The organism is Deltaproteobacteria bacterium, from assembly GCA_026712905.1.
GTDB lineage: Bacteria > Desulfobacterota > Binatia > UBA9968 > JAJDTQ01 > JAJDTQ01.
Genome location: JAPOPM010000217.1, coordinates 19,065 through 33,672 on the forward strand (window position 1 = coordinate 19,065; position 14,608 = coordinate 33,672).

Here is a 14,608-nt window from a genome sequence, read left to right on the forward strand (position 1 = left end):
CCTTCATCCGTGGCAAAAATGCAAGCCCTTTTGCATACCTCAAAACCGGCAAGGAAACCAAGAGTCCTGCGGGCGGAAAGGGAAGTCCCGCGCGTCCGTCCCGCGTACCGCGCGGACGGGATTCTGGTTGACCTGCACCCCCTTATCCGTTATGCAAACCACTTTGAGCGTTTGGCAATGACGACTCGCCAAGTCCCACGACTGCTGCAGGAATGTCTCGATGGCAGTTCCTTAGCGCCGGGCCACGCCCTCCTGCTTTCCAGTGTCGAGGGAGATGAGTTCACGGCGCTGCTTCGAGCGGCCGCCGAGTTGCGTGACCGCCACAAGGGCCGCACCGTCACCTTCTCCCCCAAGGTCTTCATCCCGCTCACCAACCTGTGTCGCGACTTCTGCGGCTACTGCACGTTCCGCAAGGCGCCCGGAGAAGACGGCGCCAGGACGCTGTCCCTGGACGAGGTTCTGGAGACGGTGCGGCGGGCCAGGGTCATGGGCTGCACCGAGGTGCTGTTCAGCCTGGGGGACAAGCCCGAGGCCATCTACCCGGAGATGCGGGAGTTCCTCCGGCGGGCGGGTTACCGCAGGACGCTGGAGTACCTGTACGAGGCTTGTCGCGTCGTGCTCGAGGAGACCGGGCTCTTGCCCCACGCCAATCCGGGGCTCATGGCGCGCGCCGACCTGGAACGGCTCCGGCGGGTGAACGCGAGCATGGGGCTCATGTTGGAGAACGTCAGCGAGCGGCTCATGGAGCCGGGCGGCGCGCATGCCGACGCGCCGGACAAGAAGCCGTCGGCCCGGCTCCGGACCTTGGCCGAGGCGGGGCGGCTGGGCATCCCATTCACCACGGGCATCCTCATCGGCATCGGCGAGACCTGGGAGGAGCGCATCGCGTCGCTCTACGCCATCCGGGAGCTGCATGAACGCGACGGCCACATCCAGGAAGTGATCGTGCAGAACTTTCGCGTGAAGCCCGAGATCCCGATGCACGATCAACCGCACGCGGACTATGATGACGAGGCCAGGACCATCGCCCTGGCGCGGCTGATCCTGGGCGGCGACATGAACATCCAGGCGCCGCCCAACCTGACGCCGGAGTGTTACGAGTGGTACCTGAACGCGGGCATCAACGACTGGGGCGGCGTATCCCCCGTGACCCGTGACTTCATCAACCCGGAGGCGCCCTGGCCCGAACTGCTGGAACTGGGTGAGCGCACCGCGGCCGCCGGTTTCAGCTTGCGGCCGCGGCTCCCCATCTACCCGGAATACATTGCGCGGGCGGAGCGGTTCATCGCGCCCGAGCTGATCCCCTACATCGACAGGTTGTGCGACGAGGACGGCCTCGCCGCGGTCGGAGGACACCATGAGCCACATCGAAGCGATGTTCGACTATGACGACGGGGCCGAACGGCTGTACGAGCTGCTGCCCCGCATCGAGATGCGCGTCGCACGGATACTGGAGGACGCCCTGGCCGGCCGCGAGGTCACGCGGGAGGAAGGCCTGATCCTGTCCGAGGTGAGCGGCGACGAGCTGGCCGCCCTGTCCGTGACGGCCGACCTCATGCGGCAGGCCAAGGTGGGTGACCGCGTCACTTACGTGGTGTGCCGCAACATCAACTTCACCAACGTGTGCTACGTGGGTTGCAAGTTCTGCGCGTTCCACACCGGCCCCAACAAGCCCGGGAGCTGGGACCACTCGCTGGAAGACGTGGCGGACAAGGCGGAGGAGGCGTGGAACCGCGGCGCCACCGAGATCTGCATGCAGGGCGGCCTGCCGCGCGGCATGACGCCGTTCTACTACCGCGACCTGCTCCAGTCCATCCGCTCGCGCGTTCCCGGCATCCACATCCACGCCTACTCGCCCATGGAGATCACCTACGGGGTGGAGCTCACCGGCATGCCGCTGGCCGATTACCTGCGCATGCTGCGCGACGCCGGCCTCGACAGCGTGCCGGGCACGGCCGCGGAGATCCTCGACGACGAGGTGCGCATGGTGCTGTCGAAGAACAAGGTCAGCACCGAGCAGTGGATGCGGGTCATCCGCACCGCCCACGAGGTGGGCATCTTCACCACCTCCACCATGATGTACGGCCACCGGGAGAACGGCAGCCACTGGGTGAACCACATGCTGCTGCTGCGCGACATCCAGAAGGAGACCGGAGGCTTCACCGAGTTCGTCCCGCTGGGGTTCGTGCACGAGAACACCGCGCTCTTCCAGCAGGGCCTGGCGCGGCCCGGCCCCACCGAGGAGGAAGACATCCGCGTGCACGCGCTGGCACGGGTGCTGCTCAACGACACCATTCCCAACGTGCAGGTCTCCTGGGTGAAGATGGGCCGGCGCATGTCGCAGCTCTGCCTCCGCTCCGGCGCCAACGACTTCGGCGGCACGCTCATGGAGGAGAGCATCTCGCGGCTGGCGGGCTCCACGGAAGGGCAGATGATCTGGCCCCACGAGTTCCGCTCGCTGATCCGTGAGATCAACCGCATCCCGGCCGAGCGTTCCACCGGCTACGAGGTCCTGCGTACCTGGGAGGAAGAGCGCGAGCTCCTCGCGAGCGACTTCGCGCCCGCAGACGGCGCGGCGGACCAGACGGTAGCGGGGTTGTAGAGACCGCCGGATTTGTCCACGAAACCCAGCGCCGGAACACACCTGCTTCTCACCGGAGGCACGGGCGGGGCAAAGCTCGTGCTGGGCTTTTACGAGGAGGCGGCCGCCGAAGACTTGGTGGTGGTGTGCAATACCGGGGACGACTCGTCAGTACACGGCCTCCACGTATCCCCTGACGTCGATACCATCGTCTACACTCTCGCCGGTCTCATCGACCCGGCCAAGGGGTGGGGCGTCCGGGACGACACCTTCACCGTGCTGGACCAGCTCCAGCGGCTCGGCAACGAGACCTGGTTCCGTTTGGGAGACCGGGACATCGCCACCCACCTGACGCGCACGCGCCTCCTGTCGGAGGGAAAGCCGCTGTCGCGGGTGACCGCCGCGCTGTGCCGCGCGCTGGGTGTGCGCTCCCGCGTGCTGCCCATGTCTGACCAGCGTATCGAGACGCGGCTCGCCACGCCCGAAGGGGAGATCTCCTTCCAGGAGTACTTCGTCAAGGCGCGCTGGCAGCCGGAGGTCTTGAGCCTGCGCTACCGAGGGATCGAGGAAGGCCGCCCCGCGCCCGGCATGCTCGAAGCCATCGGCGCCGCCGCCCTGGTGGTGGTGTGCCCCAGCAATCCCGCCACCAGCATCGGGCCCATCCTGGCGGTGCCCGGCGTGCGCCAAGCCCTGCGCGAGACGCCCGCCAGGGTGGTGGCCGTGAGTCCCATGGTGCAGGGACGTTCCTTCAGCGGTCCGGCACACAAGCTCATGGCGACCCTGGGCGTGGAGGCGTCGGTCAACGGGCTCGCCGCGGCCTACCGTGATTTCATCGACGTGCTGGTCATCGACACGGAAGACCGTCACCTGCGGCCCGCCATCGAACGGTCAGGCATCGAGGTGCAGGCCACCTCCATCCGCATGGACACGCTGGAAGACAAGAAACGGCTGGCGCGGGAACTATTGACCCCGCTTTCGCGGGAATGACGTTCTGTTACGTAGTTGCCTCATGAGTTTTCACACACCCTGGAAAGCGGGAATCCAGGGGTGGGGAAGGGCGGGCCGCAGGCAGGTTTCAAAATTCGTCGGGCAGGTGCTAAGCACTTCTATTCCATGATGAAGTTCGGCGCACTCATCCCCGTCAAGGGTTTTCAGGGGGCCAAGCAGCGGCTGTCCTCGCGTCTCAGCGCGCCCGAGCGCTCGGAGTTGATGAAGGCCATGGTGCACGACGTGCTGACCGAGGTGACCCGGGCCGAGGGCCTCCACCGGACCTTCGTCGTGACGGGCTCGGACGAGGTGGCGCACTGGGTTTCGGCCTTCGACGTGACGGTGATCCGGGAGCAGGACGAGACGGGTGAGACCGACGCGGTCCATTTCGCTCTTGACGTCATGGAGGAGGCGGGCATGGACGCCGCCTTGGTGCTGCCGGGCGACATCCCGCTGCTGCGCGCCGGCGACGTGGAGTCCGTGCTCCGTGCCGCGCCCGAAAGCGCCGGCGCGCCGTTCGCCGTCCTGGTCCCCTCCCACGACCGTATGGGGACCAACGCGCTGTTGCTGGCGCCGCCGGACATCCTGCGGCTCCGCTTCGGTTACGACAGCTTCCGCTACCACCTGAGCGAGGCGGAAGCCCGCGGGGCCGCCGTCAGCGTCATCGAGAACCCGCGCATCGCGTTGGACATCGACGAGCCCGCCGATCTGCAGCAGCTCATCCCCCGCCTGGAGCGCGGCCGCACCCACGACCGCCTCGCCGCCATGCGCCACAACGGCAGCAGCTTCTTCGCGCGGGCCAGTTGACCCGCGAATTCCATGAAGTCGTACGTGGCAAGCACGCGGGTTGACGCGTAATGCGGCGCCTGGAAATCATCGCCGTGGAGGGGCTGGGCGAGGTCAAGCCCGGCGATCCATTGGGCCGGTTGGTGGTGGAGGCGTGCGCGCGCCAGGGGCTGGCCCCGTGCGACGGCGATGTGCTGGTGGTGGCCCAGAAGATCGTTTCCAAGTCGGAAGGGCGCGCCGTGGACCTGAATACGGTGACACCGTCGGCGGAGGCCCTGCGGCTTTCCGCCGAGCTCGACGGCAAGGACCCGCGGCTGCTGGAACTGATCCTGGGGGAGAGCCGCGGCATCGTCGCCAAGGGACGCAGCACCATCGTTGTCGAGACCCACCACGGCCTCGTCTGCGCCAACGCGGGCATCGACCTGTCGAACGTGGGCGTCGGCCGCGCCCTGCTGTTGCCCAGGGACCCGGACGGTTCCGCCCGGCGCATTCGCGAGGACGTGCGGCGGCTCACGGAGAAGACCTTGGGCGTCGTCATCACCGACACGTTCGGACGGCCCTGGCGCCTGGGCACCACCGACGTCGCCATCGGCGTGGCCGGGTTCGGCCCGCTGATCGACTACCGCGGTGGGACGGACCCGTACGGATACGAGCTCAAGGCCTCGGTCACCGCCGTGGCCGACCAGATCGCCGGCGCGGCGGAGCTGGTCATGGGAAAGACGAGCCATGTGCCCGCGGCCATCGTCCGCGGCCTGGAGCTGCCGCCGCACGAGGGCTCGGCTCGGGATTTGATCCGGCCGGCCGAGGACGACCTGTTCCGCGGCGGCCGGTAGGACGCTCCGAATTTGTGACACCTCGTGCGAACATGCTATGAGCCTTCCCATGCAAGATTCCATTTCGATCGCAATCGTTGGAGGGACCGGAAGTCTGGGAATGGGCCTGGCGGGACGCTTGGCGCGTCCGGGCGTCCGGGTGCTCATCGGCTCACGCGATGCACAGCGCGGCGCGGACGCGGCCAAGGACTTGAACGAGAGGCTGGGCACGAACTTCGTCGAGGGAATGATCAACGCCGAGGCGGTGCGGGAAGCGGAGCTGGCCGTCATCTCGGTCCCTTACGAGGGGCAGGAGAAGATGGTGGCCGATCTGGCCGGCGAGCTGCGCGGCAAGATTGTCATCGACGCGGTGGTGCCGTTGCTCAAGGGCCGGCCGTTCGTACCCGAGGCCGGCTCGGCGCTGCTGGAGGCGCAGAAGATCCTGGGCGACGACACTCCGGTCATCGGCGCGCTGCACAACATCTCCGCGCTGGACCTCAGCGCGCCGGACGAACCCCTGGGCGACGTGCTGGTGTGCGGCGACAGCCGGGAGGCCAAGGACCGCGTCATCGAGCTGCTGGATCGCATCGGCGCCACCGGCCTGGACGCCGGGCCGGCGGCCAACGCCTATGTCGTCGAAGGGCTGACCGGCGTGCTCATCGCTCTCAACCGCCGCTACAAGTCGAAGCACGCCAGCGTGAAGATTACGGGTATTTACTAGTGTCGTGTCCCGTAAATACCTGGCATAATTTGCTGGTCTTTTTCGCCGTCGGCTGCGTTCCTCTTCCTCGCGTGGTGCCCGCCACTGCTCGTCATCGCGCCTTGCCGACGACGAAAAATCCTGCGCAACTTATGCCAGGTATTTACGGGACACGACACTAGCAGCCGGTGTGACGCACCACACTGGAGTCGAAAGGCGGATCCCATGAGCCTGCCTGTCATCGATGCCGACGGTCACGTAATCGAGGACGAGTCCATCGTCGATTACATCGAGGAGCCCTACCGCAGCCAAGCGAGCAAGCGTATCCTCACGCGCGTCTTCCCCTCCCTGGACCACCACCACCTGGGGCTCAAGTACCTGAGCGAGGGCGCCTTCGGCGGCGGCAAGCCCGTCACCCCGGAGGACTGGCGGTCGTTCGTGGATCAGGCCGGGTTCGAGTGCAGCGTGCTGTACCCCACCTGGGGCCTCGCCATGGGCAACATCAGCATGCCGGACTGGGCGTGCGCCGTGGCCCACGCCTACAACAGTTGGCTCTACGACCGCTATCTCAAGGACAATCCGCGGCTCAAGGGCATGGCGCTGATCCCGCTGCAGGATCCGCAAGAGGCGGTCATGGAACTGCGCCGGGCGGTGACCGAACTGGGCATGCTCGGGGCCATGCTGCCGTCGCGCGGCCTGCCCATGGACCTGGGCCACAAGACCTACTGGGACGTCTACGCCGAGGCCGAACGGCTGGGCTGCGGGCTTGCGGTGCACGGCGGCTGCCACCACGGCATGGGCCTCGACACCCTGGAGGCGTTCGTTCCCATCGCCGGGCTCGGCCACCCCTTCAGCCTGATGATCGCCTTCTCCGGCATGGTCTACCACGGCGTGTTCGACCGCTTCCCCAACCTGCGGATGGCCTTCCTCGAAGGGGGCGCCGGGTGGCTGACTTTCTGGATGGACCGCATGGACCGTTCCCACGAATTCTTTGGGGAGTGGAACTCCCACGGCAACTACCACGGCCCCGACCCGGAGCATGAGCCTAGCCGGTACGCGCTGCTGGACAACGTCTTCGTGGGCTGCGAGGGCGGGGAGAACGGTCTCGACTACCAAGTCCAGCGTGCCGGCAACGAACGGTTCCTGTTCGCCAGCGACTTCCCGCACGAGATCGGCCCCGGCGACATCGGCCACGAGATCGCCGAAGTGGCCGAGCACCCGACACTCTCCGACGACGCCAAGGCCGCCATCCTCGCGGACAACGCCCGCCGCTTCTACCGGCTGGGCCAGTAGCTGCCGCCCGCGCCGGGCTTGCGCGGTCATCGAGACCGATGGCCCGGGCGGGGACGTGTCGGTCTGCTGGTGCGAGCCGCGGAGCGGTACCCCCGGCGTCACGCGTTGTCGGCCGAGCCCGCCGCCGCGTCATCCAGGGCGTTGCCCCGCTGATACGCTTCGCGCCCGCTGAGCCGCGACCAGTACGCCTCGAATGCCGGGCGCTTTTCGATGGTGTCGTACTGCATGCCCCAACCGATGTGCGACCCGACGTACACGTCGGCGGCGGAGAAGGTCTCGCCGGCGACGTAGCCTTCGCCCGCGACGGCCTTCTCCAGGGCGTTCATCACCGTGGCGTAATTGCCGTAACCGATCATGGATTCCTTGTCCGCCGGCACGGCGAAACCGAACATGCGGCCGGTGACCGCCGCTTCCAGCGGGCCGGCGGCGAAGAACAGCCAGCGGTAGTAGGCGCCGCGTTGCCCGCTCGGCGGCGCCAGCCCCGCTTCGGGGAAGGCATCGGCGAGGTAGGCGCAGATGGCGGCGCATTCGGTGACCACCGTGTCGCCGTGGCGGATGGCCGGCACCTTGCCCATGGGGTTGATGGCCAGGTACTCCGGGGACTTCATCATCGGGCCGTACTCCACCAGCTCGGTGCGATACGGAGCGCCTGCTTCCTCCAGCATCCAGCGCACGATGCGCCCGCGCGACATCGGGTTGGTGTAGAAAACGAGTTCGACCGTCACTGTCATCCTCCTCTTGGTCCGGAAGCCTGTCCTTCTCCCTTTCGTGTGCCCGCCACGGGGGCGCCGCCGGTCGCCCGTACATGTCGTCGCGGCGCATCTCGACATGCGGTTTCACCGGACGGGACACGGGTTGGGTTCGGGAAGCCGCCGGCTCAGGCGCCTTCCGCGGGCATGTACTTCCCCTCTTCGTCCAGCGTGATCTGTTTGCGTTCGTTGAGGCGCCCCACCAGCGCCATGACCGTGGCGAAGGCTTCGTCCGAGAAGGCGTCCAGCAGCTCGCTGAAGGTGAGCCGCTTCTCGCGCAGCATGTCCAGGGTGCGTTGCGCCAGCCGTTCGATGGCGTCGTCGCCGGCCGCCGGCGGCTGGGCCGCGGCCGGCGACTCGCTCAGGTAGTCGTCGAGCGCCGCCTTGCCCTGGTTGTGGTAGATGATCCGGTTGTAGCGGTAGCGCGGCACGTTCTCGGGGATGGTGGCGTCGATGCCCATCTTGGCGGTGGTGGGGACGCCGTTGGTGCTGGGCGGGATGGACGGGTCCAGGGGCTTGGAGCGCGCGTTGGACAGGATCACGGTGTCCCGGTCCGCCTGCACGCGGGTGGCGATGGCCCACTCCACCTCCACGGGGTCGAAGATGTCGATGTCGTCGTCGGTGACCACCACGTACTTGATGTCGGCGATGGACAGCAGCGCGGCGATGGCGTTCTTGCCGTCGCCCGGGCTCTTCTTGATGGAGGCCACGATGTGCCAGTGGCAGCAGCCTCCGGGCGTCACGTTGATGGCGGTGACCTGGACGCCGGTCTCCGCCATCACGCGCCACGCCGCCGCCTCGTAAATCGGCGCGCTCATCCACAGGTTCTCCCAGGGCATGTGCAGCGCGTAGTAGATGGGGTCGCGGCGGTGCAGCACGGACTTGATGTGGACATTCGGGTTCCGGTGGGTGCCGCCCACCAGGCGGGAGAACTCGCCGAAGGGCCCCTCGGGATGCACCCAGCCCTCGGGCGGGATCTCGCCTTCCAGCACGATTTCGGAGCCGGCGATGAACGGCACGGGTCCGGCCACTCCCGGCGTCAACTCCACCGGCCGCCCGCCGAGGCCGCCGGCGAAACCCAGCTCGTTGGTTCCCAGCGATGCCTTGAAGAGCGCCCCCATCAGCTCCCGCGGGTGCACGCCGATGGAAATCGAGATGGGCAGCGGGCGGTTCTCCGCCAGCGCCCGCCTGGTGAAGTTGTGAAGGTTGTTGGGCGTGACGATGTCGATGCCGGTGACGTTGCGCTCCTTGAGCATCAGGCGGTAGCAGCCCGCGTTCATGCCGTACTCGGGGTCCTCGGAGATGACCACCGCGGCGGTGATCATGGGCGCGCCGTCCAGGGTGGAGAAGATCGGCACCGGCAGCTTGAACAGGTCCACGTCGTCGCCCTGCCGGATGAACTCCTTGACCGGCGCGTCGTCCACCATCACCGGGTCGATGGAGTTGGACATGGCGAACTGAAACCGCTTGTGGATCTCCGGGTAGGGGGCGTCCAGCGCCAAGCCCAGCCGCTCCCGCTTCTGCAGCAGCCCGCACGCCACCGGGATGGAGTAGCCCACGGGGTTCTCGAACAGCAGCGCCTGGTCGCTCTGCGCCGTGAGCGCCGCCACGTCCCTGAGGTCGACGGGCTTGCGTATGTCCAGCAGCTCGTCGTTGTCCCGCAGCAGCTCGATGTATTCCCGAAAAGTCCCGTTCATTCGCTCCACCTCCAGACGGCAACATAGCCAAGAGCCCGTGACGCATCAACCAGAGCGCTCCGACCCGCTCCGCCATTCCCGCGAAAGCCTGCCCTCGACTCCGATCGGGGCGGGAATCCAGGGGCAGTGGTGGGGCATTACAGCGGTGTTTTCCCGCCTCCCCACCCCTGGATTCCCGCTTCCGCGGGAAAGACGTTCCGCTACGTAGTTGCCTCATGGCGACCAGCGCGTTTGACACCCGCGAGGAGGCGAGGAATATTGATTCCGCGTCATTCTTGGCGCCATGGGAGGCAAGCGTGATAGATCAGCAACTCCTCGACATCCTGGCATGTCCCGAGAGCCATGAGCCGGTGGCGTTGGCCGACGAGTCGCTCATCAACACCGTGAACCGGAAAATCGAGTCCGGTCACCTTCTCAACCGCGTCGGCGAGAAGGTGACCGAGCCCATCGACGGCGGGCTCGTACGCGCGGACGGCCGCTACCTCTATGCCATCCGTGAAGACATCCCCATCATGCTGGTGGAGCAGGCGATTCCCCTGGAGGGCATCGACGACGAGGGCTGACCGCCCCGGTTCGACCTTGACCTCTCCTCCCCTATGGGCTAGTCGTTTTCTTTCCGTGCCGGAGTGGTGGAATTGGTAGACGCGCTGGACTCAAAATCCAGTAGGGGCAACCCTGTGGGGGTTCGAGTCCCCCCTCCGGCACCATGCATGCAGCGATATATCCTGCTCCCTTAGAGTTGTCTTCCTTTGGATGCCGTATTCAGGCCGAGAGAGCGGAGCTGTGAAGTGCAGAGAAGCGGGGTCAGGCTACGAACAGAGTGATTTGCATCGACGTTAGCCACCGAATGTCATGTACAATTCCTTAGTAGAACGCCGCCAGATTCCGTTGTACACCATGTCGTTAACGACTTGAGAGTGGACACCGTTCCCCTGCGAAGATGGTTGCCCGAAAGTTGGATAGGAGCCATGGCAATTGATCAGAGGTTCCCTCTAGCTAAGTATATTTTTCGAAGAAGGACTGAAACAAAGGGTCGATTGTTCCCTCCTCATTGAATCGTTGGATTGCGTTGCGGTGTTCGGGGACTACCCGCACTACTGTGCCTGAGCGACCTCTCTTGATGTCCTCCAGGATTCCGCACGTACGGAGGTGCTTGACGAAATCTTCCGCGAACGGTCTGTATTTGAGGTCCGTCCCTTTGGCGAGGGAACTATCCTGGTGTGACCCCGCGATCCGCCTCTGGAGAGTCCTTGTGACCTCTCTCGCCGCTTCGTACCAAGGCCTCCCGAGTAGTTGGTTCAGTTCCTCCGGGTTTTCCACCTTGGCTCCTTGTGAGTATAGCCACTGTCGTGCGTGCCTTCCCTGTAACAACGCCCGTGTGCGCGTTTCGAATTCATCAAATACAAATATGCTTTCTATCTCCGCGCAGGACAAGTCAGCGCCGTCGAGTTTTCCGCCGTCCAACATTGTCCCGCTCAGGATTGTTCCGTCGAACACAGCGCCTCGAAGATCCGCGTTCCGAAGGTCGGTATCAGGCAAAATTGATCCGGTAAACACAGCACTTTTCAACGGCAGTCCACCGAAGTCGAGCCCAGTAAGGTCCATATCCGTCAGGTTTGCAGGACTTCCCAAACACCCGATGTGTTTCTTTGCGTCGCTGTTGATCAGGCCGAAAAGCAATCTGAAGAGGCGCTCCTTGAGGGCTGAATCCACGCAGTTCTGGTAGCCCGCAGATAACTTCGAAACAAGTTCCGGCGTGTATGCCACGAGGTCCACAAAAAAAGTGACAACCGCTTCTGAGACCGTTACCGTCTTAAGTCTGTGGAACTCTGTCGAATTCGTGAGATAGTCTGCAAAGGCGTCGGCAACCAAGTACTCTCTGAGACTATTGTGCGAAAAACCAACTCTCGATGTCGCATCGTCCTCTTCTACCGGAAGGTCGAGTTGGCCAGTCGTGTCCTGAAATTGGTCCTCTGTTGTTAGTCCTGAGTGTCTTCGACAAGTCCGATAGTACTGTTCCAGGAGTTGTTCGCGACTCTCGGCTCGCCGCAACTTGTCGTGAAATATTGTGTCGACGAGGCGACGGATATCGTCAGGCTGTGCGAAAGGATGTTGTGCGGGCTGTTGCAAGAATATGGCAAAAGACCTGAGGAAGTGATACCGGTCCCCGGCGGTCAGGCTACCAACTTGCTGATCTCGATGCAACAAGTTATGGACCACGATCTCGAAGATCTTGCCTTGATTTAGTACTTCAAGGTCGTCGGGTAAGAGAGGTAGACCGTCTATGGTCTTAACCTCGGTGCCAGACGCCAACGTTTCGGCTACTGTGGTCAGCAGCCGTGCAATAACGGCACGTTGCGATATGGAGCCTAGTTCCTCAAATCGTTTTAGGAGTTCCGTCAATCGCGTATACGCGGGAGAATTGGAACCCAGCACCGACGCGAATAGCCGTCGTCTCTGTTGTGGGGAGAGGTCCGTAAGCCGTGCAAATCGGCTGGTCACCACGGCTTTCGATAGAAAGCGAGTCAGTGCTAGTTTTCTCTCCTCCTCTGTGCGGTCGAGTGGATGCCAGACCAGTGAACCGTCGGTTTCTACGGCTACGAGTCTTTCGGCGCGGTTCTCGAAGTAGGTGGGTCGTGAAGTCATGATGGCTTTGGATTGGCCAGACATTCCGATCAGCAACTCGTGTAAGTTCTCTCGAATCGTGTCGCGATTGAGATGTTGCGCCATCTCATCGAACGAGTCAAAAAGGAAAAGGACGTGCCCAAGTCTAGCTAGGTGTTCAAAAGCATCATAGGTCACGCCGGCCAATCCGTGAATTTGAAATGTTCGAAGGATAAGGTTCTGGTAGTCGAAGGCCTTGGTGAATCGCTGGAGTGGAACGAAAAATGGTAAAGGGAACTGGTCGGGGTGGGCCTTGTGTTTGTCCAGGCTCAGATATAGGAGGCGCTTCAGCATCCACGACTTACCGACGCCGTAGTCGCCCAATATCGTGAGCCAACGTGAATCTCCCGTTATCCAATTGGTGAGGAAATCCATCGCGGCGAGAGCTTGGCGGGGTTGGCCGTCGTAGTGTATCTTCGTAGGCTGATACTCCTTGAGGAGCGTATCTCGGACTTTGTCGGACTCGACTGCGGCAATGTAGGAGTCAAAGTTGACCAGGCGATAGGTCAACGACTGGAGAGAAAAAACGGAGCGCCGTTGTCGAGGGCAAAGCCGGAGGCGTTCTTTGAGTAACCGTTCCGGGAAACATGCATGAGGACGGCGTTGTGTTTGAGCAACTCACGCGCGGCCTCGAGCTTGTTCAAGTCTTCGCGCATCTTTCGTATCCCGACTGGACGGCCGTAGTCAGCGCATTCGACGAGGATTACTTTTCGTACGAGTCCTTGAGTCTCTTCTGCGCGCACGTCTATTTCACTGTGGTTGATTTCGACACTGACGTCGACCTTGTGCCCAGTTACGCGAAATAGATGGGCTACCTCTTTGGCCAAAGGCGTTTTGTCCATAGCTGTCACCTGTCAAGCACGATGATTCGGCAAGAAACTCCCTTGTGTGGCGCTGCTGCTTCGTAGGGCGCTAAGTTGCAACGAGCGTATCTGGGTCCGTAACCCATATGTGCACAAAACGACACATGGATATCGAATAGCAATATCATCGGTGTCGCGCAAGTACACGCGCTCTCCCGAGTGATGTGGTCCCGGAAAATCGGACAGGTTGCTAAGGTGTATTCCACCGACCGAGGGAGGGATACGCGATGAGCACACGACGACGGTTCAGCGGGGATTTCAAGGCGAAGGTGGCACTGGAGGCGGTACGCAGGGAGAAGACGACCCAGGAGATCGCTGTGCGGCACAAGATCCACCCGAACCAGGTGAGCACGTGGAAGGAGCGAGCGGTGGAGGGGATGATTTTGGCCAAAGCGCTCAAGTGGTGGCCTTGCCCGGGATTGGAGGACAGGTTGGTTAAGCTGCCCGTGCCATCCGCTCGAAGCCTGCTGGTGTCTGGTAGCCGAGGGTGGAGTGGCGAGGTTGCCGATTGTAGAACACCTCGATGAACTCGAAGATCGCGGCCCTTGCCTCGGCTGGACTGGGGTAGTCGGCCTGGTGGATGAGCTCGGTCTTCAGCGTAGCAAAGAAGCTCTCCACGACGGCGTTGTCCCAGCAGTTGGCGCGCCGGCTCCGACCTTCTCCGTTTCCGTTTCTGCATCGCAGCACCTCATCATCAAGGTGTTGCGACGACCAGTTGAATTCAACTTGACTGCCGCGGTCAGAGTGATGCACCAGCAGCTCGGGCCGAAGCCGGTGGGTCAGAGCCATGCCCAAGGCGTTCAACGCGAGTCCCCGTATGAGGCGATTCGACATCGCCCATCCGACCACCCGGCGCGAGTACAGGTCAAGCACCACCGCCAGGTACACCCAGCTACCGCGCGTCCACACGTAGGTGTAGGGGTCGGACCGGAGCGCCCTGTCGTCTTTCGAGCGATGGGTTTCTCCGGCCCGCCCTCCGAACCGGACATGCGACTCTCACCGCATCCGGCTCTCCATGTGCTCATACCGTTACATCGGTTCAGCTTCGTCTGCATCGCGAGTACTCGTGACTCCGCCTCGATCAGGCCAAGCCATGAAGCACCGGTATTCACCAGCGTCCTCCTCGTTTTGCATTGAAGCCGTGAGCACACTGGACCCCTTCGCCATGTACACGGCTTTCCCGTGCTCGGACTACTACGGGTCCTCCGCCCCACTCCGCCGTCATCAACCGGCGACAGGTCTTCCCCACCGTGTTGGCAGGGACCAACGGAGTGGTTCCCACGTTCACTCTCGAACCCTTCAACGGGGTCGGTGCCCAGCTATGCCCCTGCAACTTCGCCACGGCTACGCCGCAGTCCTTCACCGTGGCCTCCCGGCCGGCGACATCTACCAGCCCAGGAGTTCCCGACTGGACAGGCCCGTCGGGTGCGCGTTGCAACCCAGCCCTTATCTGTCAGGTTGGAGCTGGTGGTTCGT

The 14,608-nt window shown here is 63.7% G+C and carries 13 protein-coding genes and 1 tRNA gene; 9 read left to right on the top strand and 5 right to left on the bottom strand.

All coding sequences use genetic code 11. The features are described 5' to 3' along the window. Positions 1–177 precede the first annotated feature (177 nt). The 7 genes from cofG (at position 178) to OXF11_17895 (ending at position 7,159) form a co-directional block, all read left to right on the top strand. Positions 178–1,389 (top strand): 7,8-didemethyl-8-hydroxy-5-deazariboflavin synthase CofG, encoded by a 1,212-nt coding sequence (gene cofG, locus OXF11_17865; GenBank protein MCY4488966.1) that lies wholly within the window; start codon positions 178–180, stop codon positions 1,387–1,389. Continuing rightward, on the top strand, positions 1,358–2,602 hold the full coding sequence (cofH, locus tag OXF11_17870; GenBank protein MCY4488967.1) for a 5-amino-6-(D-ribitylamino)uracil--L-tyrosine 4-hydroxyphenyl transferase CofH: 1,245 nt from the start codon (positions 1,358–1,360) through the stop codon (positions 2,600–2,602). Before cofG ends, cofH begins: the two co-directional genes overlap by 32 nt. 12 nt (positions 2,603–2,614) lie before the next feature. Beyond that, positions 2,615–3,568 carry a 2-phospho-L-lactate transferase gene (cofD, locus tag OXF11_17875; protein ID MCY4488968.1) on the top strand — a complete coding sequence of 318 codons (954 nt, stop codon included), beginning with the start codon at positions 2,615–2,617 and terminating at the stop codon, positions 3,566–3,568. 126 nt (positions 3,569–3,694) lie between these two features. Beyond that, a complete protein-coding gene (gene cofC, locus OXF11_17880; protein ID MCY4488969.1) occupies positions 3,695–4,375 on the top strand; it encodes a 2-phospho-L-lactate guanylyltransferase in 681 nt (226 codons plus the stop codon). 50 nt (positions 4,376–4,425) lie between these two features. Beyond that, positions 4,426–5,187: a coenzyme F420-0:L-glutamate ligase gene (gene cofE, locus OXF11_17885; GenBank protein MCY4488970.1), complete on the top strand. Its 762-nt coding sequence runs from the start codon at positions 4,426–4,428 to the stop codon at positions 5,185–5,187. A 49-nt stretch (positions 5,188–5,236) separates the two neighbouring features. Then, positions 5,237–5,887: an NADPH-dependent F420 reductase gene (gene npdG / locus OXF11_17890; protein ID MCY4488971.1), complete on the top strand. Its 651-nt coding sequence runs from the start codon at positions 5,237–5,239 to the stop codon at positions 5,885–5,887. A gap of 204 nt (positions 5,888–6,091) precedes the next feature. Further along, on the top strand, positions 6,092–7,159 hold the full coding sequence (locus tag OXF11_17895) for an amidohydrolase family protein (protein ID MCY4488972.1): 1,068 nt from the start codon (positions 6,092–6,094) through the stop codon (positions 7,157–7,159). 98 nt (positions 7,160–7,257) lie between these two features. On the opposite strand, the gene OXF11_17900 is transcribed toward OXF11_17895, so the two are convergent. Next, the gene (locus OXF11_17900; GenBank protein MCY4488973.1) at positions 7,258–7,884 is read right to left on the bottom strand and encodes a glutathione S-transferase family protein; all 627 of its coding nucleotides are present in this window, start codon (positions 7,882–7,884) and stop codon (positions 7,258–7,260) included. Positions 7,885–8,036: 152 nt separating this feature from the next. Beyond that, positions 8,037–9,605, bottom strand: a complete 1,569-nt coding sequence (locus OXF11_17905; protein ID MCY4488974.1) for a UbiD family decarboxylase — start codon at positions 9,603–9,605, stop codon at positions 8,037–8,039. Between the two features lie 296 nt (positions 9,606–9,901). On the opposite strand from OXF11_17905, the gene OXF11_17910 reads away from it, so the two are divergent. Continuing rightward, on the top strand, positions 9,902–10,168 hold the full coding sequence (locus OXF11_17910) for a Trm112 family protein (protein MCY4488975.1): 267 nt from the start codon (positions 9,902–9,904) through the stop codon (positions 10,166–10,168). Positions 10,169–10,225: 57 nt separating this feature from the next. Then, positions 10,226–10,312: transfer RNA gene (locus OXF11_17915), tRNA-Leu, on the top strand. 289 nt (positions 10,313–10,601) lie between these two features. Here the strand turns inward: OXF11_17915 and OXF11_17920 are convergent. The 3 genes from OXF11_17920 to OXF11_17930 all read right to left on the bottom strand — a co-directional run bounded on the left by OXF11_17920 (position 10,602) and on the right by OXF11_17930 (position 14,041). Further along, a complete protein-coding gene (locus tag OXF11_17920) occupies positions 10,602–12,779 on the bottom strand; it encodes an NACHT domain-containing protein (protein ID MCY4488976.1) in 2,178 nt (725 codons plus the stop codon). Further along, a complete protein-coding gene (locus OXF11_17925) occupies positions 12,776–13,111 on the bottom strand; it encodes a hypothetical protein (protein ID MCY4488977.1) in 336 nt (111 codons plus the stop codon). The genes OXF11_17920 and OXF11_17925 overlap by 4 nt, the downstream gene beginning before the upstream one ends. A 456-nt stretch (positions 13,112–13,567) precedes the next feature. After that, positions 13,568–14,041, bottom strand: a complete 474-nt coding sequence (locus OXF11_17930) for an integrase core domain-containing protein (protein ID MCY4488978.1) — start codon at positions 14,039–14,041, stop codon at positions 13,568–13,570. Positions 14,042–14,608: the final 567 nt, after the last annotated feature.